Here is a 25,188-nt window from a genome sequence, read left to right as displayed (position 1 = left end):
CCGATGGTCAGGATCGGCGTCGCCCGGTTTGCACGGTACAAGGGGTGGCCGGCCTTCGCGCAGGTCCGTCTGACGGTCCACGACGTCCCGGCCGAGATCGCCGCCGTGTCGTTCAGCTGCAGCGGGTCGGGGTTCACCGCTCAGGGGCACGTCGAGGAAGCTCCAGCGTCGGGATACGACGACTGGAAACGAGGCGCGGCAGCGGGCGTGCGCTTCGCCTTCCGCCTTCTCGGCAGCGCGCCACGTCCGGTCACCGTGACCAAGATCGAAGGGCTGAGCACCGACACCAGCCCCGCAGCGGTCGGCGCGGCGGCGGCTCTCGCCGTGCTCAACGCCCTCGGGGCGGCCACGCCGCCTTCGTTCTACGCGCTGGTGGAGGAGATCGTCTTCACGCCCGCGGGGACCAGCGCAGAGTTCTCGCTCTGAAGCCACCACGCCGAGAGAGATCTCGGCCAGGAGGCGCGGGCCCTACTCGGGATCGTCGAAGTCGGCGATCTTCGCCATGTCCCGCCGCAGCTGGAGATCACGCTCCACGAGGAGCTGGTCGAGCTCCTCTTCGGAAGCGTACGCCAACCGTCGATGGCGCTCCGCGACCCGGCTGTCGATCGCCCGGATCATCCGCACCGCGAGCCACGCGGCGGCGATCGACGCCGCGTCGGACGCAATGAACGCAACCCGGGACCGGATGAACTCCGCCACGGTCAGATCCGGCATGGTAGAGGCCAGCCACCCGAGGCCGCGGCTCGCGACATAACACCCCCACCACGCGCCGAGCGCGGCATGGTGCACCGCGCCCGCCCGCGGGGCGTGCGCCATCTCGACGCGCCGGTAACCACCCCCGCCGTCCAGGAGAGGGCGCGGCGCAGGCTCGGGCACGCCCTCCGGGGCAAAGCCGTCATGGAGATCGCGCAACACCCTGTACGGCTGCACCAGGTTCACGACGGGAATGAAGAATCCCAGGACCGCCTCGGACGGCGTCCTGGAAAACCCCCGCACGGGATCCAGCTCACCCGCCAGCGCGACAGCCCGGGCGAGCCAGCGAAGGAACACCACGCCAGCAACGAGCCCGAGCCCCAGCTCGATCAACCCCCCGACCTCACGGAGCGTGTTGGCAAGCCGCCACGTCGATGCCGAGACGTCCGTCGAGCCGAGCAACACAATGTGCCAGGCGCCGGTCAGCGCCGTGAACGCCGCCACCGCCCCCATCGCGATCAGCCCGGCAATCGCCACGCGAGCGCGCCGGCGCACGACGCGGACGTCGCGGCTCCACCCCTCCCGAGCTTCGGCCCAACCGCTCACGACGAGCGAGGCTATCAGCGTAACACGCGGCATCGCAAGCGACGTGGCCGAGGAGCACACGTGGCAATCGTGCGCTTCGAGGCGCCCGCTCCGCCCCCGACAGCGCGATCGCAGGGCGGCAATCCGTCAGCTCGCCATCGCCGGCTCCCCTCGCCGCGCGCATTCGTCGAGCCCCGCCAGCGCGCGCCGGAAGCTCTGGATCGTCGCATAGAGCCCCTTCCGGAGCGGCACCCGCGGCTCGAACCCCAGCGCCCGCCGCGCCAGATCGATCGCCGGGCGCCGCCGCATCGGATCACCCTCCGGCAGCGGGCGGTACGCGATCCGGCTCGCGCTCCCCGTGAGCCGCACGATCTCCTGCGCCAGCTCGAGCACCGTCACCTCCACCGGATTCCCCAGGTTGACGGGCCCCACCTCCGACGGGTGCTCCATCAGCCGCAAACACCCCTCCACCAGGTCGTCGACGTGACAGAAGCTCCGCGCCTGCGACCCATTCCCGTAGACCGTCAGCTCCTCTCCCCGGAGCGCCTGGGCGATGAAATTGCTCACCACGCGCCCGTCGTCGATCGCCATCCGCGGCCCGTACGTGTTGAAGATCCGCGCGATCCGCCCCGACGCCCGCCCCTGGCGGTGAAAGGCCATCACCAGCGACTCTGCGCAGCGCTTGCCCTCGTCGTAACAGGCGCGCACCCCGACCGGGTCCACCCGCCCGAGGTAGCTCTCCGGCTGCGGGTCGACCTCGGGATCGCCATACACGTCGCTCGACGACGCCAGCAAGAGCCGCGCGCCGTGCCGCTCGGCGCACAGGAGCGCGTGCAGCGTGCCCATCACGTTGGTGATCGTGGAGCGCACCGGATCGCCCCGCCAGCGCGCAGGGCTCGCCGGCGACGCCAGGTGGTAGACCCTGTCGACCTCGTAATCGAACGGCAGGGCCACGTCGTGCTCGACCAGCCAGAAGCGGCTGCTGCGCATCAAGTGAGCCACGTTGGCCGGCGAGCCCGTCGAGAAATCGTCGAGCGCAATGACCTCGTGGCCGTCCGCGAGGAGCCGCTCGCACAGGTGCGAGCCGATGAAGCCGGCGCCCCCCGCCACCAGGACGCGCATGCCGCTCCCCACCGTCCTCCCGTTCGCGTCACCCATCGGAACACCTCCGTCGTCGCAACTCCGCCCCTCGTGAACCGCCGAGCCCCCCCGCGCCGCGCAGCACCTCACGCGAGCGGGCTCCGGTAGCGGCCCGGGTCGCGGCGGCGAACGCCGGACGCAGGGCCGCTCCGCTCCACGTCGTCCTCCGCCGCCTCGCCGAGCCGGTAGCACGGCCGCAAGAGCAGCTCGTCGATCAGGTCGAGGAGCGTGTCCACGCGGTGCGCGCACGTGTGGCGCGCGAGCACCGTCCGGCGCCCGTGCTCGGCGACGCCGCGCGCGAACTCCGGGTCCGAGAGGAGCGCGCGGAGGTGCTCCGTCATCTCCGCGCCCGTGCGCGCGACGAGGTAGTCCCGGCCAGGCGAGAAGAGGCGCTCGACGTCGGTCCACGGCGCGCTCACGAGCGGGATCCCGCACGCGAGCGCCTCGAACGGCCGGATCGTGGGGATGCCGGGGAGCCACGCGGCGTACGGCCGCCGCGGGACGTGCACCGTGATCCGGGCGCGCGCATAGGCGTCCGGGACGCGGTGGTTGGGGAGCCAGCCGGCGTACTCGATGCCGGCGTCCGCGAGCGCCGAGAGCGCGCGATCGGGGTAACGCACGCCGTGGACCCGCGCGCGGAGCCCGAGCGCCCTCACGGGCTCGACGAGGAACTCGTGGAGCTCCGCCGTCCGCTCGCCGTCCCCCCAGTTGCCGATCCACACGAGATCACGCTCCTTCTCGACCTCGGGCAGCGGCCGGAACAGGCGCGCGTCCGCGGCCTCGTGCCACACCACCGCGCGCCGCGCGAGGCCGCGGCTCAGGTAGAGATCGCAAACGCTCTTTCCAAAGCCGAGCACGCAGTCGTACCCCGAGAGATCGCGCCGCACGATCGCGGCCGGATCGGTGATGAGCCCGTGGTGCGTGTCGTGGAAGAAGAGGCGATAACGATCCGCGCGCGCGCGGTGCTCGCCGAGCCGCCGCACGAGCTCCGGGTCGCTCCGCTCGTGGACGAGCACGACGTCGACCCCCGCGAGCGCGGCGTCGAGGTCCAGCGTGGAGAGCGCGTAACGGCGCGGGCGGAGGCGCGGATAGACGGCGGCGGCCTCGCGCAGCGCGTCCGGGCCGTACGCGGCGACGAGGCCCAGGGCGCTCCAGGCGTCCTCGGGCTCGAAGGCGAGGACGTCGTGGCCGCGCGCGTCGAGCTCGGCCGCGATCCCGCGGAGGAAGTGCGCGTCCGCGTGATCCCAGTCGGAGAGCAAGGAGTGGCAGAAGAGGGCTATTCGCATGGTGTCCCGCAGGGTGAAGGCGACGAAGGAGGGCAGACCCGCCGGGGAGCCGGCGGGCGGGCGGCGAGCGCGAGGGCGTAGACGTCGAGGTAGCGGCGGGCCATGGCGCGCGGGCTGAAGCGCACCGCGCGCCGGCGGGCGAGCGCGCCGAGCGCCTCGCGGCGCGCGACGTCCCGGATGAGGTGGTCGAGCGCGGCGTGGAGCGCGCGCGGATCGTCCGCGGGGACGTAGAGGGCGGCGTCGCGCCAGACCTCGCGCAGGCTCGGCAGATCGCCGAGCACGAGCGCGCAGCCGGAGAGGGCGGCCTCCAGGGTGGCCATGCCGAACGGCGCGTACCGCGCCGGGGAGGCGTAGATCGCGGCGCGCGACATCCACCACGTGAGCTCCGGCTCGTCCACCCACCCGAGGGAGCAGAGGCTCTCCCCGGCGCGGCGGCCGACGCCGCCGGGCGCGACGTCGCTCCCGGCCACGAGCACGGGCCACGCGAGGTGGGGCGCGACCTTCTCGAGCGCCGCGAGGTTCTTGGCCTCGTCCCAGAGCCGGCCGGCCGCGAAGACGAACGGCTCCTTCGGCGCCGGCGCGAACCGCCTGCGGTCGCGCGCGTGCGGGATGACATGGCCGCGGCCGAGGCCGAGCGCGCCATACTCGCCCGCGAGGGCGCTCAGCATCGCCGCGCTCGGCGCGATCACAGCGTCCGCGGCCCGGAGCCCCTCGGCGACCCGCGCGCGGTAGCGCTCGTAGCGGACCGGCGCCGGCCGGCGGTGCACCGCGCGCCACCACGACAGCACGCAGGAGTGGGCCACGACGACGCGGGGCGCCCGGAACGGCAGGGCCGCGTGGCAGTAGCCGTTCAGGTGGACGAGATCCGGCCGCGCCCGCTCCTCGAGGTCGAGCAGCCAGTCGCCGGCGGCCGCGACGTCGTCCCACGGGTCATCCATCCATTCGAGCCGGTAGGCGCTCTCGACGAGCTCGAGGCCCGGTACCGCGGCGGCCGCCGCGCGCGCCGCGGGCGACAGGGGCCCGCCCATGATCGCGAGCACCGTGGCCACGCCGGCGCGGGAGAGCGCGCCTGCGAGCTCGAGCGCGACCGTCCACACGCCGCCCTGCGTGTCGGCCGTCATCAGCACCCGGCCGGGCCGCGGCGCCGCGGCGCCCGGGGATCCGCGGTCAACGCGCGCCATGCTCGAGCTCCGTGAGCGGCAGCGGCCGGCTGTCTGGCAGATCGCCGAACGTCCGGTGCTCGGCGATATAATGGGCGTGCGCCCGCTCCCAGGCGCCGTCGTCCGGCGCCCCCCACCGCCGGGTGTACGCGGGGGAGCCAGGGTACGGGAACGCCGGGACAGGCTCGTTGGCCCACACGCCGAGCCCGAGGAGGCGCTGCCGCCACGACGCCGCCTCGGCCGGATCGCCGGAGCCCGCGTCGCTCAGGTTGGCCTGCACGAAGGGCACGCTGCGCCGGGCGTGGACGAGCAGCGCGGTGAGCTCCTCGGTCGACGCGCTGCACCGCCTGCCGAGCGCGTCCATCCCCTCGATCGACGGGCGCTCGACGCTGGCCTCGATCGAGACGCAGCCAGCGCGGCCGAGGAGATCGAGCATCTCGCGCGACCAGCTGTCGATCCTGAGCTGGACGCCGAACACCACGTCCCGCGCCCAGAGCTCCTCGAGCAGGGCCCGGTCGGGCAGGAAGCGCTCGTCGATGAAGTAGACGTGGCGCACGCCCTCGGCGAGGAGCGCGTCGAGCTCCTCGAGCACCGTCGCGAGCGGGCGCTTCCGGAGCCTGTCGCGCGCGCCGTCCCTGGCGCAGGAGGCGCAGCGGCAGGGGCTGCCGCGCGAGGTCTCCATCTCGGCGCTCGGCCCCTCGGGCACGGCGTCGAAGCGGTGGTGGTGGTGGACGTGCCGCGCGATCGTCGCGCCCTCCCACCGCAGGGCCGGCAGCGTCCTCAGGCAGGCGGCGTAAGGGCCTCCTTGCACGTGGTCGATGCCGTTCCTGCGGTAGGCGATCGACGGGATCTGCCAGAAGCGCGACTCGGTCGCGCCGGCGAGCATGACGAGGATCTCCTCGCACTCGCCGAGGACGACGACGTCCACGCCGAGCTTGCGGAGCGCCGCGCGCGGGGTCGCGGAGCCGTGGGGCCCGACGGCGACGAGGAGGCCGCCGTGGCCCCGCAGCGCAGCGACCGCCGCCATGGGCACGCGCAGCTCGGGCGGGGGGCTGCGCCAGGAGAGGTAGCTCGGCGCCGTGGCGATCACCGTCATGGCCGGGCGGAGCGCCGCGACCTCGTCGCGCAGCGCGATGAGGTCGATCCCGCGCGCCTGGGCGTCGATGAGGGCGGCCTCGTGGCCCGCGCGCTCGAGCAGCGCCCTCGCATACCCGAGCTCGATCGGCAGGTGCGGCTCGCGGCAGCCGAGATAGACGCTGCCGTGGAAGGTCCAGGGCGGGTTGACAAGCGCGACCTTCACGAGGCGGCCTCCAGCCGGTCCATCCGGACAGACGAGGGGATGTCGGCGTAGACGGCCCCGAGGCGCGCCTCGACGCCGAGGCGCCATTGATAGAGCGCGCGCAGCCCGTCGCGCAGGGCGACCTGCGGCGCCCAGCCGGTGAGCGCCTGGAAGGCGCGGCAGTCGGAGACGTAGTACCGCGGATCGCCCCGCCTCCACGCGGCGAGCGAGACGACCGGGCGGCGCCCGTCGAGCTCCTCGAGCAGATCGAGCAGCTCGACGAGGCTCACCGCCGTGTCCGGGCCGCCCCCGATGTTGAAGGCGCGGCCCGAGGTGAGCTTGAGCGCGCGCCGCGCGCGCAGGAGGGCGTCGACGAGGTCCTCGATGAACAGCGCGTCGCGGACCTGCAGCCCGTCGCCGTAGAGGGTGATCGGGTCGCGGCGGATGGCGCGCGCGACGAAGTGGGCGATCCACCCCTGGTCCTCGTTGCCGAACTGCGGGGGGCCGTAGACGCAGCTCACCCGGAGCACCACGGCGTGGAGGCCGAAGGTGCGGGCGTAATCGAGGACGTACTGGTCGGCGGCGCCCCGCGAGCACCCGTAGGGGCCCCGGAGATCGAGCGGCTGACTCTCGGAGATGCCGTGCTCGCGCGCGCTCTCGCACAGGGGTCGATACCGCTCCTCGCCGCGCTCGATCGGCAGATCGGGCAGCGCGCCATAGACCTTGCTGGTGGAGGCGAAGAGGAGCGGCGGAGGGCGGTCGAGCCTCCGGAGCGCCTCGAGCACGTTCAGCGTGCCGCGCGCGTTCACCTCGAAGTCGAGCGCCGGGTCGGCGACGCTCCTCGCGATGGCGACCTGCGCGGCGAGGTGGAAGACGAACGAGGCGCGCCGCACGGCGTCGCTCACGGCCTGCTCGTCCCGGACGTCGCACACCCGGACCTCCACGCCAGCGCCGTGACGCCCCTTGAGGCGCTCGACGTTGCGCTCGACGAACCCGCGCGAGAGGTTGTCGAGGACGAGGACCGGCTCCCCCTTTCGGAGCAGCTCGTCGGCCAGGTGAGAGCCGATGAACCCGGCTCCCCCCGTGATCAGGACATGGTCAGGCATAGGATGCTCCGTTCCGGTCTGGACGAGCGGCGGGCGAGCGGGTGATGAGAGAGAGCGCCTCGCGAGCGGACGGCGCACGACGGCGCAGCGCGGCAGGCAGACCGAACGCCCGCCCGCCGCGCGATGTCCCCCCCGGCTCCGCGCCTCGCTGCGCGGGAGTCCCTGAGGAGACACCGATTAACATGCGATCTGGAGAGCCGCAATCGATCGAAGGAGCTTTGTTTGACGATCGGTATCGCGCCTTCCGCGCCTCCTGGAGAGGGTACGGCGCCGCCGGATGGCAGCGGAGACTCGATGTGTCGCAAAGGGGGTTTGTGGCGAGAAACGCCCCTCGGACCGGCGATGAGAGCGGACGGGGACGGGGGTGAGAAGGGAGGAGCGCGCTCGGCGCGGGGCGGAAACGGAGGCGGAGAGGGAGGTCTGAAGCTTCTCCTCGAATTCTTCGGAGAAATTCACAGGGAGGCGTGGAGACGGGGAGGAAAATCCCACCAATCTCCCCGCCTCCACGCCTCCCTGTTCAATCTCCCGCTAAAATGAGGGGATCTGCCAGGCGGGAGATGCGAGGCGGCGCGACGATGGCGCGCGGGAGGGGCTCGGCTTGCAGGGAGGAGGGCAGCGCGGGAGCGAGCCCTCGGGAGGCTCAGCTCGCGGTCGGCTGGCCCGTCAGACGCAGGTAGATGAACGCAAGCCCGATGGCGGCGACCGGCGCGGCCACGAGCGTGCCGAGGCAGCAGGCGAGCACGCCCGCCAGCACGAGCGCGCAGGCGAGCAGGGCATAGACGAGGAGGCCCCCCTTGTGGCCGGTCGTGATTCGCCAGCTCTCCTTCATGGCGTCGATGGCGCCCAGGTTCTTATCGACGATGCACAGCGTCGTCATGCTCAGGCCGAGCGCGACGATGACGCCGGGGACGATCAAGAGGAGCATGCCGGCGCCGACAGCGAGACCGGTCAGGAGCTGGGCGCCCAGGATGGACAGGAACCACCGCCCGCCGCCAAGGACGTCGCTGAACGAGTACGGCTCGCCGCGCGCGACCTTCAGGAGGAGGTTGTTCATGCCTCCGGCGAAGTAGGCGCCGACCACGAGCGCGACAGCCTGCATCAGCAACTGGATGGCCGCCCCCGCGGTGGGCGCATCCCTCGCGAGCGCCGCCTGGATGCCTCCGCCGATGCCGTTGGGGACGCTCGACGCAAGCCCGACGACGACCATGGCGCCGATGAGGACAGCCGGGTCGCGCTTCAGGCGCTCCCAGCCGAAGGACGCCGCATCTCCCGCTCCCCACGGCGCCGCGACGCCCGTGCCCGGGGGTGAGCCATAGCCCGCGCCGCCGCCCGGGGGCTGGTAGGGGTTGGCCCCACCCCAGCCGGCGCCGCCACCCGGAGGCGGGCCGTAGCCGCCGCCACCGCCCGGAGGCTGACCCCAGCCGCCGCCTCCTCCCGGGGGCGGACCGTAGCCGCCGCCGCCCGGAGGCTGCCCCGGAGGCTGGCCCCAGCCGCCACCGCCCGGAGGCTGCCCCGGCGGCTGGCCGTAGCTGCCGCCCGGCGGCTGCCCCGGCGGCTGGCCGTAGCTGCCGCCCGGAGGCTGCCCCGGCGGCTGGCCATAGCCGCCGCCCGGCGGCTGCCCCGGCGGCTGGCCATAGCCGCCGCCCGGCGGCTGCCCCGGCGGCTGACCGTAGCTGCCGCCCGGCGGCTGCCCCGGCGGCTGACCGTAGCTGCCGCCCGGAGGCTGACCGTAACCGCCGCCCGGAGGCTGCCCGTAACCACCGCCCGGCGGCTGTCCCGGAGGCTGGCCGTAACCACCACCCGGCGGCTGTCCCGGAGGCTGGCCGTAACCACCACCCGGCGGTTGACCAGGGCCAGCGCCCCCGGGTGGCTGTCCGTAGCCGCCGCCCGGCGGCGGGCCGTAGCCACCCCCCGGCGGTTGCCCGTAACCACCACCGCCCTGACCGCCCCCTGATCCCCCGCCCCAGCCACCTTGGCTCATCTTGTCTCCACTGGGTGTGAATACCGACTACCCCCAACCAACTACCCCCCACTATACGTGGAGGGCGCCGGCACGGAACAACTAACTTCCGGCGCGCGGCGCCCCCGTGCGCGCCCGCACCGCGCGCGGCGCAGAGGAGCGACGGCCGAACGCCGCGCGCGCTCCGCGATTGCGGACAGCGCAGCAATCGCGGAGCCCGCGCGGAATGCGGCGATCAACAGCGATTGAGCGCTCGACGTCAATTGCCGGACGCGGGCGCGAAACACGCGCAGATCACCTCGGCGGCGGGCCGCTCAGGCACAGGCCGGCGATGCTGCTCGTGAACGACGTCCCCTCCTCGCGCCGGACCTCGACGGAGTTGCCCGTGAGCGGCGACGAGAACACCCCCTGAACGACGCCTTCCCCCTGCTTCGCCGTCACGGAGCGGCCGACGAGGGACCCGGGCGACACGGCCTCGATCGGCGCTCCCGGCGCGATCGCCTGCTCCTCGGGCAGCTCCGCGCGCCGGAACCCGCCGAACCGCACCGCCGTGCCGCCGCCCTTTCCCGGCATGATCTTTCCGATGCACTGCCCGAGCGGCGTGCCGACGACCGCGTACGTCACGGCGGCGTCCACCGGCGACCGCCTCGATTCGCCCACCAGGGTGACGGCGACGGCGAGGACGAACGAGGCGACCGGGACCGCGAGCGCGGTCGCCACGACGACCGCGGCGGCGCCGGACGTCGCCCGGCCGAACGAGGCGAGCTCGGCGCTCACGGCCTGCTCGAACGACCGCAGGATCACGACCTGGCGCGCGCGCACCCGCTCGAGGACGGCCGCGGCGACCAGGTTGTCGGCGGCGCAGAAGCCGCACCGCGCGATCGCGCCGTCACCCGCGCCGAGCGGCGCGCCGCACACGTGGCACGCCGCCGGCTCGCCCGGGGCCGCCGGGGGGCGCGCGGCGCACGCCTCCTCGAGCCGCCGCTGCCTGCTGCGCATGACCGCGAGCACGGCCGCGCCGGTCCCGACGGTGCCGAGCCACGCCGCCACCGTCATGCCGCCGGTGATGACGTTCCCCTCGGTGTCGGGGCTGACCCAGACCCCCAGCACGATGAGCGCGCCGAGCAGGGTGATCGGCACCGACGCGAGCGCGAACACGACAAGCAGCCGCGCGTGCCGCTGGGACGCCGTGACCAGCCTCCGCCGCAGCGCCTCCGAGAGCTGGCGGCGGCGCACGTCGGTCTGGAAGACCACGTGCGCCGCGGCGCGCAGGCCCTGCGCCGCCTCCCCGGGCAGCGGGCCGCGGTACTGGCACGCCGCGCAGGCCATGAGATCCGGGCTGGCGAGGGACACAGGCGCGGGTCGCCCGCAGCGCGGGCAATGCACGGCGAGCATGGACCGATTCTACGCCAGCCGCGTCTCGACAGGTCAAGGCGCCTCGCCGCGCGCCACTTCTTCCACACCGGCGCGAACGACAGGCGCCCGTGCTTACGAGGCAGCCTCGTCGCGGCTCACCGCGCCCCCCGCCTCGCCTTGCGCGCGCGCCGCCCCGCCGGCGCGAGCTCGTGGAGCGCCGCCGACAGCGAGGAGAACGTGCTCAGGACGCCGAGGTCGACGCCGACCAGGCTCATCGCGATCTCGGGGCGCACGCCGACCAGATAGACCCGCGCCCCGAGCAGCGCGGACGCGCGGCTGGTCATGCCCACCGTCTCGGCGACCCGGGCGTCCACGAACGGCACGCCCGTGAGATCGAGCAGCACGGAAGATGCCCTGTGCCGGCTCACCCCCTCAGACACCTTCTCGAGCACCTGCCTGGCACGGCCACCGTCGATCATCCCGATCAGCGGCACGAGCAGCACGCCGGGCAGGAGCGGGATGAGCGGACAGCCCAGCTCGCGCACCGTCTCCGAGAGCGCGCGCTCGATCTCGTACGCCTTCTGAAGGTCGGCGTGCTGCGACGACAGCGACTCCACCAGCGCGTCGCGCTCCAGGGCCGCACCGAGCAGCGTCCCCCAGATCGCGACCGTCCCCTCGTCTCCGGCCATGGCAACGAGGGTCGGGCCGACGAGCACCAGGATCCCCCAGTCGCGCCGGGCAGAGCGTATCGGCAAGAGCAGCACCATGTGCGTGCCGTCCTCGGCCGACGGCGGCAGCGTCGCCGCCGGCAGAAACGCCTCCGGCCGACAGCGGCGGCCGATCGGTGGGGTCGGGCTGCCGTCGCGGCTGTAGGCGCCGGCGACGACGAGGCGGGAGCGCGCCTGCGGGTCATCCCACAGCGCGAGGCAGCCCCAGACCACCGTGGTCGTCTCGAGCCACGAGAGCGACCGCGTCGCCTGCTGGGTGCCGCCGAGCAGGGCAAAGCTCACATCGTAATTCGTCCTCGCGAGCACCCCGAGCTGGCGGACATACTGGCTCTCGGCCTCGAGCCGGGCCCGCGCGATCGCGAGGCGCACGAGCTCCAGGAACGCGTCCACCCGCCGCCTGGCCGTGTCGTCCAGGGACGCGCCGCGGCGCTCGTGAAACTGGCCCAGCAGGCGGATCGTCGCCAGCAACGTCCCCACATCCATCGTGATGTCGACCGCCTGCCGGCAGGCGCCCCCGAGCTCGGTCGCCGAAGGCAGCGCGGTGCCCCGAAGCGCCGCGAAATAGCCGTCGATCAACGACGTGACCGCCGGCCATACCTCGGTCGGCGGGAGGCCGGGCGGGAGCGGCTGGGGCAGGAGCAGGAGCTCGACCATCTGCCGGGCCAGGGCGCCGCCGGCGTCCTCCTCGGGCACCGCGTCCTCCCTGTCGAGGAACTCCTGGATCGTGTTGCACCCGCACGAGCTCCGCACGGCGAGGGAGTTGGCCGTGCGCACGCCCTCGGCCGGGAAGGCCTCGCCGGCGATCATCGACGCAAGGAGATCGCACGCGGCGCTCCCCATCATCTCGAACCGCTGGCGCACCGTGGTCAGCGGCGGATCGGCGCCCTCCGCGTCCGCGATGTCGTCGAAGCCGATGATGGCGAGATCCTCGGGGATGCGGACGCCCGCCGCCTTCAGCAGGGGCATCATCCCGAGCGCGTTCTTGTCGGTCCCGAAGACCGCCGCCGTGCACCCAGGCAGCTGCGCGAGGAGCGCCGGCGCGGCGCCCTGGCCGCCGCTGTACCAGTTGTTGTCGCTCCGGATGACCAGATCGGGGTCGAAGGGGATGCCCGCCTCGGCGAGCGTGTCCTTGTAGGACGCGAAGCGCTCGCGCACGTCGTACGCGTCGAAGTAGCCGACGAACGCGATGCGCCGGTGCCCGTGCTCGATCAGGTGGCGCACCGCGCTCCGCATCCCGCCGTGGTTGTCCGGGATCACGGCTGGACAGGCGACATCGGCGGCGCGCGTGCCGACGGTGATGAACGGGACCCGGCCGCGCGCGAGCGCCTCGATGCCATGCAGCTCGATCAGGACGAGCCACCCATCCACCTGCTCCCCGGCGAGCGACGGCGCGTGGACCTCGAACGGCGTACCGCGCAGCACCAGCGTGCGAAACCCGCGCTGCTGGGCCGAGTCATGGATGCCGAGCAGGACAGGGTTCCAGAACGAGCCGTCGAGAAAGGGGGAGATCACCCCGAGGGTGCGAGGGCGGGCCGCGGCGCCGGCTGCCGGGACATGGAGCGGCGGGGCGTCGGTGCGGCGCGCCGGAGGGAGAGAAGAGCGGCGCCCCGGAGGGAAAGATGAGCGGCGCCCCGGAGGGAAAGAAGAGCCGGTGCTGCGCCCCGAGCCCGCCGCCTGCCCCGGTGCGCCGGAAAGCTCGCCCCACTGCTCCGGCACCACGATGCCGCTGTCCCGGCGCCCCTGACCCATCCTCGCGCTCCCTCCCGCCCTGCTCGCCCACGTCCGGCCGAGCCTCGCCACTTCCGTGGCCAGCGCCATCCTTAATCGATTTCGGGCCGGAGGTGAGGAAAGCGACAGTGCCCTGGCGCGCCCATCACCTCGCCCTGTGCGCGCCTCCCGCCGCCGGCGCGAGCTCGAGGAGCGCCATCGCGAGCGACGAGAACGTGGCCAGCTCGCCGAGATCGACGTCGACGAGGCTCTCCGCGATCTCGGGGCGCACGCCGACCAGGTAGACCCGCGCGCCGAGCAGGGCAGCCGCGCGGCTGGTCATGCCCAGGAAATGGGCGACCTGGATGTCCACGAACGGAACGCCCGTGAGATCGAGCAGCACGGACAGCGCCTCGTGCCGGCTCACCCCCTCGGCCACCTTCTCGAGCACCTGCTGGGCGCGGCCGCCGTCGAGCATCCCGATCAGCGGCACGAGCAGCACGCCGGAGAGGAGCGGGATGATCGGGCAGCCCAGCTCCCGCACCGTCTGCGACAGCGCGCGCTCGCTCGCGAACGCCTGCTGCAGATCGGCGTGCCGCGCCGACAGCGACGCCAGCAGCGCGTCGCGCTCGAGGGCCGCCCCGAGCAGCGTCCCCCAGATCGCGACCGTGCCCTCGTCCCCGGTCATCGCGACGACGGCCGGGCCGATGAGCACGAGGATCCCCCAGTCGCGCTCCACGGAGCGTATCGGCAGGAGCAGCACCATGTACGTGCCGTCCGCGGCCGAGGGCGGCAGCATCTCCGCCGGCGGGAACGCCTCCAGCCGATGGCGGCTCCCGTTCGGGGGGACCGGGCTGCCGTCGCGGCTGTAGGCGCCGGCGACGACGAGGCCCGCGCGCTCCGCCGGGTCATCCCATAACGCGAGGCAACCCCAGACCATCGTGGTCGTCTCGAGCCACGAGAGCGACCGGTACTCCTGCTGGGTGCCGCCGAGCAGGGCGAAGCTCACATCGTAGTTGGTCCTCGCGAGCACCCCGAGCTGGTGGACGGAGCGGGTCTCGGCGTCGAGCCGCGCCCGCGCGCTCGCGAGGCGCGCCAGCTCCACGAAGTCCTGGACCCGCCGCCTGGACGCGGCGTCCAGGGACATGCGGCGCCGCTCGGGGAGCTGATCCATCAGGCGGGCCGTCGACAGCAGGGCCCCCAGATCGGGCGTGATGGCGACGGCCTGGCGGTAGGCTCGCTCGAGCTCGGCCGCCGGGGCGGACGCGGAGCCCCGGAGCGCCGCGAAATACATGTCGACCACCCGCGTGACCGCCGGCCAGACCGCGGCCGGCGGGGTATCCGGCGGGAGCGGGCGCGGCAGGAGCAGCTGCTCGACCATCTGCCGGGCCAGGGTGTCGCCGGCGTCCTCCTCGGACGCCGCGTCCTCCGTGTCGAGGAAGTTCTGGACCACATTGCAGCCACACGAGCTCCGCAGGACGAGCGCGTTGGCCGTGCGCACGCCCTCGGGCGGGAAGGGCTCGCCGGCGATCATCGACGCGAGCAGCTCGCACGCCGCGCTCCCCATCATCTCGAACCGCTGGCGCACCGTGGTCAGCGGCGGGTCGGCGCTCTGCGCCTCCACGACATCGTCGAAGCCGATGATCGCGAAATCCTCGGGGATACGGACGCCCGCCGCCTTCAGCTCGGACATCGTCCCGAGCGCGTTCTTGTCGGTCCCGAAGACCGCCGCCGTGCACGCGGGCAGCTGCGCGAGGAGCAGCGGCGCGGCGGCCCGGCCTCCGCTGTACATGTTGTTGTCGCACGGGATGACCAGATCGGGGTCGAAGGGGATCCCGGCCTCGGCGAGCGTGCTGATGTAGGCGTCGCGGCGCTCGCGCACGTCGTACGCGGCGAAGTTGCCGACGAACGCGATGCGCCGGTGCCCGTGCTCGATCAGGTGGAGCACCGCGTTCCGGATGCCGCCATGGTTGTCCGGGACCACCGCGGGACAGCGGACGCCGGCGGGGCGGGCGCCGAGCGTGATGAACGGGACCCCCGCATCGGCGAGCGCCTCGAGGCCGCCGAACTCGATGATGACGAGCCACCCGTCCACCTGCTCTCTGGCGAGCGAGGGGGCCAGGACCTCGGATGGCGTGCCGCGCAGCACCAGCGTGCGGATCCCGCGCCGCTGGGCCGACTCGTGAATGCCGAGCAGGACAGGGCCCCAGAACGCGCCGGAGAGAAACGGGGCGACGACGCCGAGGGTGGGAGGGCGGGCCGCCGCGTGCGCGCCCTCGGACCGGCGCGCATCAGGGCCGGAGACGCCGGCGCTTTCCCTGGCCTTCGACCGCGCGGCGCCCGGCAGCTCGCCCCACTGCTCCGGCAACGGTACTGCACTGCCCTGGCGACCCTGACCCATTCCCGACGGCCTCCTGCTCCACAACTGACCGCCTTTCCCACGGCCGCTGCGGACCGGCTACATCGTACACGCTGCGCCGCCGGCCCGGGCCAGAAGTCTGGGGTTCTGCCGCTGAATCCGGAGCGAATCGTCAGGCGGCGGACATGGCCTCCACACGCCGTCAGCGCCGAGGCCGCCGGCCCTGCGCCATGCTCGTGGTCGGGAGCTATGTGCTGATGCGGCCGGCGCGAGAGCCCCGGGTCGGCCGAGGCATCAACCTTGTGCAAATTCAAGGCGCCAACGGTCGGCCGAGGCGCCAGCCTTGTGCAAATTCAAGGGCCCCTGGGTCGGCCGAGGCTCCAACCTTGTACAAATTCAAGGCTCTCTGGGTCGGCCGAGGCTCCAACCTGCAAGATCCAGCTGCGCCACGAGCGGGTGGATGTCGCGGCCTCGGCGCGGGACACGGCGCTCCGGTTCCGCGACCAGCTCACCCGCGCCGGCTGCGAGCTGCGCCTCGAGGCCGGCCAGCCGGTCGCCGGGTGGTGGGACCGGACCCGCGTCGATCAGATCCTCAACAACCTGCTCTCGAACGCCATCAAGTATGGAGCCGGCAAGCCCATCGATCTGATCGTGGAGGAAGGCGACGACGCGGCGCGGATCGTGGTGCGCGACCAGGGGATCGGCATCGCGCCCGAACAGCAGGCCCGCATCTTCGGGCGCTTCGAGCGCGCCGTGTCCGAGCGCCATTACGGGGGGTTCGGGCTCGGGCTGTGGATCGTGAAGCAGATCCTCGACGCGCTCGGCGGCACCATCCGGGTCGAGAGCGCGCCGGGCCGAGGCTCGACGTTCACCGTCGGGCTGCCGCGCCGCGCGCATGAGCACGGCGTGGAGCGGCCTGAGTTTCAGGTGCAATGATCGCGGATCCGATGGTGTGCCAGCAGCGGATCTCCCGTGCTTCAGCGCATCAGAAACGGAAGGCCAGCGAACGTACTCCGGCCAGGAACTCCGGCGCTGCACTCGCGATAGCCAGCCTCGGCAACACGTCATGATCGGACCACGACGAAGCCCCCTGCCTCGACGCGCCGATTCGAGCGAGCGTCAGGCTGCCCGGCGGTGGCGACCCCAGAGATCCTTCAGATCGCCCGGGAGCTGCCCTTCGACTGCCGTCACCTCGTCCATCGGCATCTCCGCCTCGACGGCGGAGAAGACGGCGCGCGCCAGCGCTTCGGCCTGCTCGCTCGACGTCTGGAGGTGCTGCGCCAACACCTGCACGAACTCGCCGCGGCCGAAGGTGTCCGGCAGCTCGGCCCGGTGCAGCGCGCACGGCTCGACGATCTCCCTGAGCGTCGGCGGCAGGGCGCCCGCCATGTCCCGCGCCTCGCCACCGCTCACCCGCAGCGACAGCACGCACAGCACGGCGCCGACCGCCTCCGGGGCGCGCAGATCCTTCGGCAGCGCCCCGCTCTGCTCGATCCGCCGGAAGACACGCTCGGACTTCACGTCGATCGGCCTCGCTTCGCGCGCCGGCTCGGCCCCCGGCGCCGCCGGGGCTTCCCGCGTGGCCGTCGCGCGCAGCGTTCCCGCGACCCTGTCGTCGGGCTCGCTCCGGGCGATGTCGGAGAGGCTGATCACGCCGACCAGGCGTCCCAGCGCGTCGGTGCACATGATGCGCGACTTCTGGGCCTGCCGCATCCGTTCCTCCGCCTGCTGGATGTCCTCGTCCGCCCGGCAAGCGACCACCTCGCACGTCATCACGTCGGCGACCCGGCTCGTGGCGGGGAGAGCCTTCGCCACGACGCGGATGGCAATGTCCCGGTCCGTCAGCGCACCGAGCACCTTGCCCGAGGCGTCGCAGACGGGGAGAAATCCGATGTTCTCGTCGACCATGCGCTGCGCCGCCGTCTGCACGGTGGTGTCTGGCAGCACGCAAACGGGCTCACTCTTCATCAGCTGGCTACAGAGCATGTGGCGCCTCCGTTGCTTTACGTTGGGTCGGATTTCCCCATGGCAATGGGCGGCGCATCGAGAGTCCACCGGCCTCCGTTCGGCTGCTCATCCGCATGCCGTCGTTCTTGGGCTCTTGACACGGGGCCCACGGTCCGCGGCGCGGGACCGACGAACCACGCGCGATCACGCCTCGGCGTGCACCGCCTCGGCTGGCTCGAGCTGTTCGACCAGGACCTCGGAGATCCGCCGGCCGTGGACGCGCTCGGCGGTGAACCTCAGGCTCTCGATCTCCACCTGCTCGCCCTGCGCCGGCAAGTGGCCGAGGACCCCGAGCACGAGGCCGCCCACGGTGTCCCACTCGGTGCTCGGCAGCTTCACGTCGAGCACCTCGCTCAGCCGGTCGACGGGCGTGCGTCCCTTCACTCGGTAGGCCTTCGCGCCGACGGGCTTCACGTTCGGCTCCTCGCGGTCGTACTCGTCGGCGATCTCGCCGACGATCTCCTCGAGCACGTCCTCCAGCGTCACGAGACCGCTCACCGTCCCGTGCTCGTCCACGACGATCGCCATGTGGAACTTGCCCTTCTGCATGTCCTTGAGCAGCTCGGCGACCCTCTTCGATTCAGGCACGAGGCGAGGTTTCTGGCCGATCTCGGAGAGGGGTCGCTTGGTGTGGCCGGCGTGGAGCTCGCGCATGACGTCCTTCGCGTACAGGACGCTGACGACGTCGTCGAGCGTGGCGTCGTATACCGGGATGCGCGAGTGGCCGTGCTTGATGAAGACGCTCATCGCCTCGGGGAGGGGCGTCATCACCGGGACGGCCACGATGTCGGGCCGGGGCGTCATCACTTCGCGGACGACGGTGTCGCCGAACTCGAAGATGGAGTGGATGAGCCTCTTCTCCTCTTCTTCGATGGTCGCCTCCTTCGATGCCATGTCGGCCATCGCCCGGATCTCCGCCTCCGTGACGAAGGGCCCTTCCTTGAGCCCCCTGCCGGGCAGGATGACATTGGTGACACCGATGAGGAGACGCGCGATCGGCCCGAGGATCCTGCCCAGAGCGAGAACCAGCGGCGCGAGAAGCAGCGCGGTCCGGTCCGTGTGCTGCACGGCGAACGTCTTGGGGCTCGCCTCGGCGAGCACGAACAAGAGCACCGTCATGACCAGCGTGGCGATCACCTCGCCGAGCCCGCCGAGGACCCGTACCGCGACTGCGACGGCGATCGTCGTGCCCGTCAGATGAAAGAGCAGGGTCAGCAGCAGGACAACGTTGAGGTAAGGCGCCGGGTTCTCGACCACCCTCACGAGCGACGCCGCCCCTGGGCGCTCGTCCTCCCGCAGCCGGTAGGCGTGGATACGGCTCGTGCGCGTGATCACGACCTCGGCCGCCGCCATCAGAGCCGCCAGGGAGATCAGGACCACCACCGCCCCGAGGCCCAGCCATTCGGCGCTCGTCATGGGCAACTCGCTCCAGATCGTGACATCACGCCTCACCCCCGACCTTCTTGACGATGGTGCGGGCGGTTCGCAACTCAAGCGCGATGGACCGGACTCGGCACAGAGGGAACGTGCGGCCGCGTGTGGCGCCGTGCATCGCGGATCGGCTGGTCCCCAAGCTGCACGAGACGCGAACTCTGCCATTATCCACTAAAATTCTACTATTTACCGGTAGGGGACTGACGCTTTCGAGAACGCTCCCGTACATTTCGAGTGAACAAGAGGTCCGTCCCCGTGGCCGGGTAGGAGGGCTCATGTTGTTCCATGACCGTTCGGATGCAGGCGAGCGCCTTGGAGCGCAGCTCGACCATTACGCGCGTCGAGCAGACGTTGTGGTGCTGGGGCTACCGCGGGGAGGCGTCCCGGTGGCGTTCGAAGTTGCCCGCCGGTTGGGGGCGCTGTGCGACGTCTTCGTCGTGCGCAAGCTCGGCGTTCCCGGGCAGGAAGAGCTTGCGATGGGGGCGATCGCTTCGGGCGGCGTGCGCGTGCTCAACGAGGAGGTCGTCGACGCGCTCGGGTTCACGGAAAGGGAGATCGCCGATGCCGAGCTGCTGGAGCGGGAGGAGCTGGAACGTCGCGAGCGCGAATATCGCGGCGGCCGGCCTCCGCTCGACATCCACGGTCGCGTGGTCATCCTCGTGGACGACGGCCTGGCGACGGGCGCGACCATGCGGGCGGCAGTGAAGGCTCTGCGGCGCCTGTCGCCCGCTCGAATCGTCGTGGCCGTCCCCGTCGCGGCCCCCTCGACATGCGAGGCCCTTCAGGGGGAGGCGGACGAGGTCGTCTGCGCCGTCACGCCGGAGCCCTTCGTGGCCGTCGGGCTCTGGTACCAGGACTTCTCGCAGACCACGGATGAGGAGGTCCGGGCCCTTTTGGAGCGCGCCGCGAGGCCGACGTCGCGTAACGCGCAAGAGGCCGCTTGACGGGTCGGCGCAATGGCGCTCCGGCTCATCCCTCTCAGGCAACCGGGGCCGATATCGGACGCCCGCTGGTGGGGCCCCGCGTGGGCACGCGGCGCCGCACACTCCCGGTGCCGGATCGCCCGACGCAAGCTGCGCTCATGGAGACGGCCAAGAAGACCCTGACGTGGGCCAAGGAGCGGGTCGATCGTATCGTCCGGCGCCTCGCCGGGCTGCGGTGGATCCGACGTTCACGCGTGCTCCGCGGTGTCCGGAGCCTGCGCGATCGCGTTCGACGCGAGATCGCACCCCCGCAGCGCAGGCCCCCAGAGCACGCCGACGAGCGCACGATGCGCAGGACGGCCGAGCGGGACGCCGGCGGAACGAGCTCGGCCGAGAGCGCGGCGCGCTATGCCGGCGGCGTCCACGTGGGCGGCACGCACGGTGGCAAGGCCGTGCCCCGCGAAGGCCCCGAGCACCAGCGGCCCGAGCTGGAGGAGCCGCAGGCACGAATAGAGCGGACGTCGGGCGGCGAGGACCACATCCCGGAGAAGCGGAGCGGCGCGTAGCCACATATCGACCGGAACGGTCCGCGGCGCGATCGAGGTCTCGGCGAAGGATGCGTGGGTCACGCTTGGCGGCTCGGTGCCGAGCCTCGCCCACAAGCGCCTCGCCGGGCTGCTCGCGTGGTGGCTGCCGGGCCGAGGCCGAGGCGGTGAGCCTGCGGTCCCACGATCGAGCGGCGCATGTCGCGCGACGGCGAGCCGATCTCGACGAGCGAAGCCGCTCCCGGGATCTGGACGCGCCATGGAGAATGTCCCCGTGCCCGAGGGCGAGCGCCGGCGCTTCTGCGTGGTGGATGGCGAGGTCCTCGACCTTGCCCGGCAGGCCCTGCGGATCGAGGAGCACTACGCGCGCAAGGCGGGCGAAGAGCGTCCGATGGACATCGAGTGGGCGAAGGATGGCCTCACGGGCGAGCTCTTCATCGTCCAGGCGCGACCGGAGACCGTGCACGCCCGGCGGGCCGCCGACGTGCTGGAGACGTACGTGCTCGAGGAGCACCCAGAGCCCATCGTGAGCGGGCTCAGCATCGGGCAGAAGATCGGGAGCGGACCGGCACGCGTGATCGAGGACGTCGCCCGCCTCGGGGAGTTCGCGGACGGTGAGGTCCTCGTCGCCGACGCCACCACGCCTGACTGGGAGCCCGTGCTCAAGCGGGCCGCCGCGGTCGTGACCAACCGCGGCGGGCGCACCTGTCACGCGGCGATCGTGGCCCGCGAGCTCGACATCCCCGCCGTCGTGGGCGCCGAAGGAGCCACGGCACGCGTGCGCTCCGGGCAGGAGCTCACCGTCTCGTGCACTGAGGGCGAGGTGGGCCGCGTCTACAGCGGACGGCTCCGCTCTCGGATCGACCGCACCGCGCTCTCGGGGATCCGAAGGCCGCGCACGAAGATCATGATGAACCTCGGCACCCCGGAGCAAGCCTTCGCGCTCTCGTTCGTGCCGAACGACGGCGTGGGGCTCGCGCGGATCGAGTTCATCATCAGCAGCGAGGTCAAGATCCACCCGATGGCGCTCCTCCATCCCGAGCGCGTCGAGGACGCCGAGGCGCAGAGCGCGATCGCCGAGCTCACACGGGGCTACCCGGATCGCGCCGAATATTTCGTCGCCACGCTCGCGCAGGGCGTGGCCACCATTGCGGCGGCGTTCTACCCGAAGCCGGTCGTGGTCCGGTTCTCGGATTTCAAGACCAACGAGTACGCGCAGCTCATCGGCGGCGCGGCGTTCGAGCCGCACGAGGAGAACCCGATGATCGGCTTCCGCGGCGCCTCGCGCTACGCCCACCCCTCGTACGCCGAGGCGTTCGCGCTCGAGTGCCGCGCGCTACGCCGCGTGCGCGAGCACATGGGCCTCGTCAACGTGCGGGTCATGATCCCCTTCTGCCGGCGCGTGGAGGAGGGCCGGCGCGTCCTCGCAGAGATGTCGAAGCACGGCCTCGTGCAAGGCGAGAACGGGCTCGAGGTCCACGTGATGTGCGAGATCCCGAACAACGTCGTGAGCATCAATGCGTTCTGCTGGATCTTCGATGGCATCTCGATCGGCTCGAACGATCTGACGCAGCTGGTGCTCGGCGTCGACCGGGACTCGGCGATCGTGGCCTTCGACTTCGACGAGCGCGATCCGGGCGTCGTGGAGATGATCCGCCAGGCGATCGTGGGAGCGCACCGCAACGGACGACACGCGGGCATCTGCGGGCAGGCGCCCAGCGACCATCCCGACCTCGCACAGGATCTGGTCCGCCTCGGGATCGACTCCATCTCGCTCAACCCGGACACGGTGCTGCGGACTACGCTCGCCGTGCTGGAGCTCGAGGAGCGCCTCTCGAGCGAGTCGTCCGCTGCGCCGTCGAGCACGCCGGCCGGCGCGGGCTCGTCTGCTGGGCCGCCGTGATGGGTCCGGCCGTGGCATCGAGCTCGCCGTACGGCGACCGCCCTCGGCTTCCGTGATCCCAGGCGTCCCCAGGTCGCGAGGACCGTTGCGGCGGCACCGGCCTCACCCGCCGCATCCGCACCACTCGAAAGGCGTCGTGCGGCGCGCCCGGGGCTTCTCGGGGCGATCTTCGGCACCAGGGTAAAGCCATACGGGAGAATACCGTGGTCACCGTGGGCGAGTTCTGTAATCGCAGCGTAGTCACCGTCGGCAAGACGGACACAATGCTCGAGGCCGCACGCCGTATGCGGGTGCATCACGTCGGCTGCCTCGTCATCGCGACGAAGGCGGACGGCCGGGTCACGCCCGTCGGCATCATCACCGATCGCGACATCGTCGTCGGCGTGCTGGCGACGGCAAGGGAGTACCTGGACACCATCCAGGTCGCGGACCTCGCGACCGAGCCGCTCGTCACCGCGAGGGAGAACGAGAGCCTGGCGGACGCGCTGGCGCGGATGCGCGGTCACGGCATCCGGCGCATGCCCGTGGTCGACGAGAAGGGGGCCCTCGTCGGGCTCGTCGCCTTCGACGACATCCTCGAGTTCCTCTCGGGCGAGCTCGCCGATCTCGCGGCGCTCGTGGATCGCGAGCGGCGTCGCGAGGTCGAGCGCCGGATCTGAGCGGGGGGCCTGAGCGGGGAAGCACTTCAGGGGGTGCCGCTTGATCCTGTTCCTCTGCGGGGACGTGATGACCGGCCGAGGCATCGACCAGGTCCTGCCGCATCCGAGCGATTCGTTGCTCTACGAACCCTGGGCCAACGACGCTCGCGCCTATGTCGAGCTCGCCGAGGCGGCGAACGGGCCGATTCCGCGCCCGGTCGACTTCTCGTACGTGTGGGGAGACGCGCTCGCCGAGCTCGAAAGGGTCGCGCCCGACGCGCGGATCGTCAACCTCGAGACCAGCGTCACGCGGAGCGACGACGCCTGGATGGGCAAGGGCATCCACTACCGGATGCACCCGGAGAACGTCCCTTGCCTCACGGCCGCGCTGATCGACGTCTGCACCCTCGCGAACAACCACGTGCTCGATTGGGGCCGCGCTGGGCTCATCGAGACCATCGAGGTGCTGAGGAACGCCGGCGTGCGGACCGCAGGTGCCGGCCGCGACCGCGATGAAGCGCGCGCTCCGGCGGTGATCGATCTGCGGGGGAACGGGCGCGTCCTCGTGTTCGCGTTCGGGGTGGAGACCAGCGGTATCCCCCTGGGCTGGGCCGCAACTGAGGCTCGCACTGGGATCGACCTCCTACCGGAGCTCTCGGAGTCGGTCGCGCTCGCGATTGGCGAGCGCGTGCAGCGCGTAAAGCGTGCGAACGACGTCGTCGTCGCCTCGATCCATTGGGGAGGCAACTGGGGCTACACGATCCCCGACGAGTATATACGCTTCGCGCACTGGCTCATCGAGGGCGGCGTGGACGTCGTCCACGGCCACTCGTCGCATCACCCGCAGGCGATCGAGGTGCACGACGGCAAGCTCGTGCTCTATGGCTGCGGGGACTTTATCAACGACTACGAGGGAATCCACGGTCACGAGGAGTTCCGGGGCGATCTCGCGCTCATGTACTTCGCCAGCGTGGAGCCGGCCACCGGGAAGCTCAAGGACCTGACGATGACGCCGATGCAGCTCCGGAGGCTCCGGGCGACCCGCGCGCAGGTCGCCGATGCGCGGTGGCTCGCCGAGACGATCGCGCGCGAGAGCCGGGCGTTCGGTGCGGAGACCGCGCTCGGGGAGGACGGGCGCATCACCCTGCGCTGGCGTGCCGCGACGAGCACGTGGAGCCCGCGTCGTTGTTGAGCGCCGCCTCTGCCGCTTTTCCCAGCCGCGCCCGGAACGCGCAGTACAGGCAGCACCTGTCGACGGCGATCCTCGGTGATCTGGCGCGCACCCGCAGGCCGGAATGGGAGCGATTCCATATTCCATCCTGCACAACACCACCGCTGCGCTGCTCACGTGGCTGCTGAAGCTGCACAGAGGAGAGGGCATCGCGGTCCACAGCCCGCCATGGTGCTTGGACGAGCAGGCGCGCTCGGGCCAACCGAGGAAGCGTGCAGCGCCAGCCGCAGTGAACCTCCACGTGCGCGCGCTTGCGTTCGCGGGACACGGTCCCAGGGAACGATAACAGGGGATGGAGGAGACCATGCGGACGAGCTCGGAGGGTGGCGCGAGCGATCACGGCGAGGCGGTCGAGAGAGAGGTCGCCATCCCGGTCGAGGCGGCGACCCTCACGGGGAGTTGGAGCGTCCCTTCCGACGCACGCGGTGCCGTGCTGTTCGCGCATGGCAGCGGGAGCAGCCGGTTCAGTCCGCGCAACCGCTTCGTTGCCGAGGTGCTGCGCGCGGGCGGGCTGGCGACGCTGCTTCTCGACCTGTTCACCCCGGCGGAGGAAGAGGTCGACGAGGAGACGGCGCACCTGCGCTTCGACATTGGCTTCCTCGCGAAGCGCCTACTCGGCGCGGCCAGGTGGCTCCGTCAGGACGCCGACGCGAGCCGTCTACCGTGCGGCTACTTCGGCGCCAGCACCGGGGCCGCGGCCGCGTTGGTCGCGGCGGCCGAGGGGCCCGATCTCGTGCAGGCCATCGTCTCCCGCGGCGGCCGGCCCGACCTGGCCGGCCCGGCGCTGGCGAGCATCCGCGCGCCGACGCTGCTGATCGTCGGCGGGCGTGACGACCTCGTGATCGAGCTGAACCGCCGAGCCCTCGCCGAGCTCGCGTGCGAGAAGCGGATCGAGATCGTGCCCGGCGCCACCCACCTCTTCGAGGAGCCGGGCGCGCTCGATCGGGTCGCCAAGCTCGCGCGCGACTGGTTCAGGCACCACTTGGCGCAGGACCGGATGGGGCCTCGGCACCACACGGGGGCGACATGAGGTGAGCGGCGCACGGCACGCTCCACAGCGCGATGACACCGCCCGCCGAGTCCGCCTCCACGACGTGACGTCTCCAGACAGCGTTGCCATGCAATGCATGAGAACGACCGTGCCGTGC

Annotated in this window: 19 protein-coding genes and 1 pseudogene; 8 read left to right on the top strand and 12 right to left on the bottom strand. The window is 72.1% G+C overall.

Annotation, left to right across the window (positions count from 1 at the left end; genetic code table 11):
- Positions 1 to 3 precede the first annotated feature (3 nt).
- Positions 4 to 426, top strand: a complete 423-nt coding sequence (locus WMF12_RS46835) for a hypothetical protein (protein WP_437855970.1) — start codon at positions 4 to 6, stop codon at positions 424 to 426.
- Positions 427 to 468: 42 nt separating this feature from the next.
- On the opposite strand, the gene WMF12_RS46830 is transcribed toward WMF12_RS46835, so the two are convergent.
- From WMF12_RS46830 to WMF12_RS46785, 10 genes are all read right to left on the bottom strand, one after another.
- Entirely contained in the window at positions 469 to 1,299 is an 831-nt protein-coding gene (locus WMF12_RS46830; protein WP_437855964.1) for a DUF4328 domain-containing protein, read from the bottom strand.
- Between the two features lie 126 nt (positions 1,300 to 1,425).
- Positions 1,426 to 2,436, bottom strand: a complete 1,011-nt coding sequence (locus WMF12_RS46825; protein ID WP_437855962.1) for a UDP-glucuronic acid decarboxylase family protein — start codon at positions 2,434 to 2,436, stop codon at positions 1,426 to 1,428.
- A 68-nt stretch (positions 2,437 to 2,504) separates the two neighbouring features.
- Positions 2,505 to 3,704: a CgeB family protein gene (locus tag WMF12_RS46820; RefSeq protein ID WP_437855961.1), complete on the bottom strand. Its 1,200-nt coding sequence runs from the start codon at positions 3,702 to 3,704 to the stop codon at positions 2,505 to 2,507.
- Positions 3,695 to 4,885: a glycosyltransferase family 4 protein gene (locus WMF12_RS46815; protein ID WP_437855960.1), complete on the bottom strand. Its 1,191-nt coding sequence runs from the start codon at positions 4,883 to 4,885 to the stop codon at positions 3,695 to 3,697. Before WMF12_RS46815 ends, WMF12_RS46820 begins: the two co-directional genes overlap by 10 nt.
- Positions 4,872 to 6,164 carry a TIGR04295 family B12-binding domain-containing radical SAM protein gene (locus WMF12_RS46810; protein ID WP_437855956.1) on the bottom strand — a complete coding sequence of 431 codons (1,293 nt, stop codon included), beginning with the start codon at positions 6,162 to 6,164 and terminating at the stop codon, positions 4,872 to 4,874. Before WMF12_RS46810 ends, WMF12_RS46815 begins: the two co-directional genes overlap by 14 nt.
- Positions 6,161 to 7,249 carry an SDR family NAD(P)-dependent oxidoreductase gene (locus tag WMF12_RS46805; protein WP_437855955.1) on the bottom strand — a complete coding sequence of 363 codons (1,089 nt, stop codon included), beginning with the start codon at positions 7,247 to 7,249 and terminating at the stop codon, positions 6,161 to 6,163. The genes WMF12_RS46810 and WMF12_RS46805 overlap by 4 nt, the downstream gene beginning before the upstream one ends.
- 640 nt (positions 7,250 to 7,889) lie before the next feature.
- Positions 7,890 to 9,230 (bottom strand): hypothetical protein, encoded by a 1,341-nt coding sequence (locus WMF12_RS46800; protein ID WP_437855953.1) that lies wholly within the window; start codon positions 9,228 to 9,230, stop codon positions 7,890 to 7,892.
- 273 nt (positions 9,231 to 9,503) lie between these two features.
- Positions 9,504 to 10,604 (bottom strand): hypothetical protein, encoded by a 1,101-nt coding sequence (locus tag WMF12_RS46795; RefSeq protein WP_437743192.1) that lies wholly within the window; start codon positions 10,602 to 10,604, stop codon positions 9,504 to 9,506.
- Between the two features lie 116 nt (positions 10,605 to 10,720).
- Positions 10,721 to 13,042: a substrate-binding domain-containing protein gene (locus tag WMF12_RS46790; protein ID WP_437855951.1), complete on the bottom strand. Its 2,322-nt coding sequence runs from the start codon at positions 13,040 to 13,042 to the stop codon at positions 10,721 to 10,723.
- 124 nt (positions 13,043 to 13,166) lie between these two features.
- Positions 13,167 to 15,401, bottom strand: coding sequence for a substrate-binding domain-containing protein (locus tag WMF12_RS46785; RefSeq protein WP_437855946.1), 2,235 nt, complete (start codon positions 15,399 to 15,401; stop codon positions 13,167 to 13,169).
- 414 nt (positions 15,402 to 15,815) lie between these two features.
- Between WMF12_RS46785 and WMF12_RS46780 the strand changes: the two genes are divergently transcribed.
- Complete coding sequence (locus tag WMF12_RS46780) at positions 15,816 to 16,295, top strand: sensor histidine kinase (protein ID WP_437855945.1); 480 nt, start codon at positions 15,816 to 15,818, stop codon at positions 16,293 to 16,295.
- A 183-nt stretch (positions 16,296 to 16,478) separates the two neighbouring features.
- Here the strand turns inward: WMF12_RS46780 and WMF12_RS46775 are convergent, their stop codons facing one another.
- Entirely contained in the window at positions 16,479 to 17,345 is an 867-nt protein-coding gene (locus WMF12_RS46775; protein WP_437855940.1) for a CBS domain-containing protein, read from the bottom strand.
- 165 nt (positions 17,346 to 17,510) lie between these two features.
- Entirely contained in the window at positions 17,511 to 18,782 is a 1,272-nt protein-coding gene (locus WMF12_RS46770; RefSeq protein ID WP_437855937.1) for a hemolysin family protein, read from the bottom strand.
- A gap of 293 nt (positions 18,783 to 19,075) precedes the next feature.
- Between WMF12_RS46770 and WMF12_RS46765 the strand changes: the two genes are divergently transcribed.
- The 6 genes and pseudogenes from WMF12_RS46765 to WMF12_RS46740 all read left to right on the top strand — a co-directional run bounded on the left by WMF12_RS46765 (position 19,076) and on the right by WMF12_RS46740 (position 25,070).
- Positions 19,076 to 19,744: a phosphoribosyltransferase gene (locus tag WMF12_RS46765; protein ID WP_437855935.1), complete on the top strand. Its 669-nt coding sequence runs from the start codon at positions 19,076 to 19,078 to the stop codon at positions 19,742 to 19,744.
- Between the two features lie 137 nt (positions 19,745 to 19,881).
- Positions 19,882 to 20,289 carry a hypothetical protein gene (locus WMF12_RS46760; protein WP_437855933.1) on the top strand — a complete coding sequence of 136 codons (408 nt, stop codon included), beginning with the start codon at positions 19,882 to 19,884 and terminating at the stop codon, positions 20,287 to 20,289.
- Positions 20,290 to 20,416: 127 nt separating this feature from the next.
- Positions 20,417 to 22,171, top strand: a pseudogene (gene ppsA / locus WMF12_RS46755) (phosphoenolpyruvate synthase); the annotation flags it as partial.
- Positions 22,172 to 22,374: 203 nt separating this feature from the next.
- The gene (locus WMF12_RS46750; RefSeq protein WP_437855931.1) at positions 22,375 to 22,830 is read left to right on the top strand and encodes a CBS domain-containing protein; all 456 of its coding nucleotides are present in this window, start codon (positions 22,375 to 22,377) and stop codon (positions 22,828 to 22,830) included.
- Between the two features lie 40 nt (positions 22,831 to 22,870).
- Positions 22,871 to 24,001 (top strand): CapA family protein, encoded by a 1,131-nt coding sequence (locus WMF12_RS46745; protein ID WP_437855930.1) that lies wholly within the window; start codon positions 22,871 to 22,873, stop codon positions 23,999 to 24,001.
- Positions 24,002 to 24,344: 343 nt separating this feature from the next.
- The gene (locus WMF12_RS46740) at positions 24,345 to 25,070 is read left to right on the top strand and encodes a dienelactone hydrolase family protein (RefSeq protein ID WP_437855928.1); all 726 of its coding nucleotides are present in this window, start codon (positions 24,345 to 24,347) and stop codon (positions 25,068 to 25,070) included.
- Positions 25,071 to 25,188 lie beyond the last annotated feature (118 nt).

Source organism: Sorangium sp. So ce363 (assembly GCF_051520435.1).
In the GTDB taxonomy this organism is placed as follows: domain Bacteria; phylum Myxococcota_A; class Polyangia; order Polyangiales; family Polyangiaceae; genus Sorangium; species Sorangium cellulosum_B.
The sequence above is the reverse complement of the archived record's forward strand: the minus strand, read 5'-3'. Positions and strand labels throughout refer to the sequence as shown.

Excerpts from the sequence above, each read along its gene's own strand:
- WMF12_RS46820 (WP_437855961.1), bottom strand. The coding sequence starts at position 3,704 with ATGCGAATAGCCCTCTTCTGCCACTCCTTGCTCTCCGACTGGGATCAC.
- WMF12_RS46765 (WP_437855935.1), top strand. The coding sequence starts at position 19,076 with ATGTTGTTCCATGACCGTTCGGATGCAGGCGAGCGCCTTGGAGCGCAG.
- WMF12_RS46775 (WP_437855940.1), bottom strand. The coding sequence starts at position 17,345 with ATGCTCTGTAGCCAGCTGATGAAGAGTGAGCCCGTTTGCGTGCTGCCA.
- WMF12_RS46835 (WP_437855970.1), top strand. The coding sequence starts at position 4 with ATGGTCAGGATCGGCGTCGCCCGGTTTGCACGGTACAAGGGGTGGCCG.
- WMF12_RS46825 (WP_437855962.1), bottom strand. The coding sequence starts at position 2,436 with ATGGGTGACGCGAACGGGAGGACGGTGGGGAGCGGCATGCGCGTCCTG.
- WMF12_RS46770 (WP_437855937.1), bottom strand. The coding sequence starts at position 18,782 with ATGACGAGCGCCGAATGGCTGGGCCTCGGGGCGGTGGTGGTCCTGATC.
- WMF12_RS46760 (WP_437855933.1), top strand. The coding sequence starts at position 19,882 with ATGGAGACGGCCAAGAAGACCCTGACGTGGGCCAAGGAGCGGGTCGAT.
- WMF12_RS46790 (WP_437855951.1), bottom strand. The coding sequence starts at position 13,042 with ATGGGTCAGGGGCGCCGGGACAGCGGCATCGTGGTGCCGGAGCAGTGG.
- WMF12_RS46785 (WP_437855946.1), bottom strand. The coding sequence starts at position 15,401 with ATGGGTCAGGGTCGCCAGGGCAGTGCAGTACCGTTGCCGGAGCAGTGG.
- WMF12_RS46795 (WP_437743192.1), bottom strand. The coding sequence starts at position 10,604 with ATGCTCGCCGTGCATTGCCCGCGCTGCGGGCGACCCGCGCCTGTGTCC.
- WMF12_RS46815 (WP_437855960.1), bottom strand. The coding sequence starts at position 4,885 with ATGGCGCGCGTTGACCGCGGATCCCCGGGCGCCGCGGCGCCGCGGCCC.
- WMF12_RS46805 (WP_437855955.1), bottom strand. The coding sequence starts at position 7,249 with ATGCCTGACCATGTCCTGATCACGGGGGGAGCCGGGTTCATCGGCTCT.
- WMF12_RS46800 (WP_437855953.1), bottom strand. The coding sequence starts at position 9,230 with ATGAGCCAAGGTGGCTGGGGCGGGGGATCAGGGGGCGGTCAGGGCGGT.
- WMF12_RS46740 (WP_437855928.1), top strand. The coding sequence starts at position 24,345 with ATGCGGACGAGCTCGGAGGGTGGCGCGAGCGATCACGGCGAGGCGGTC.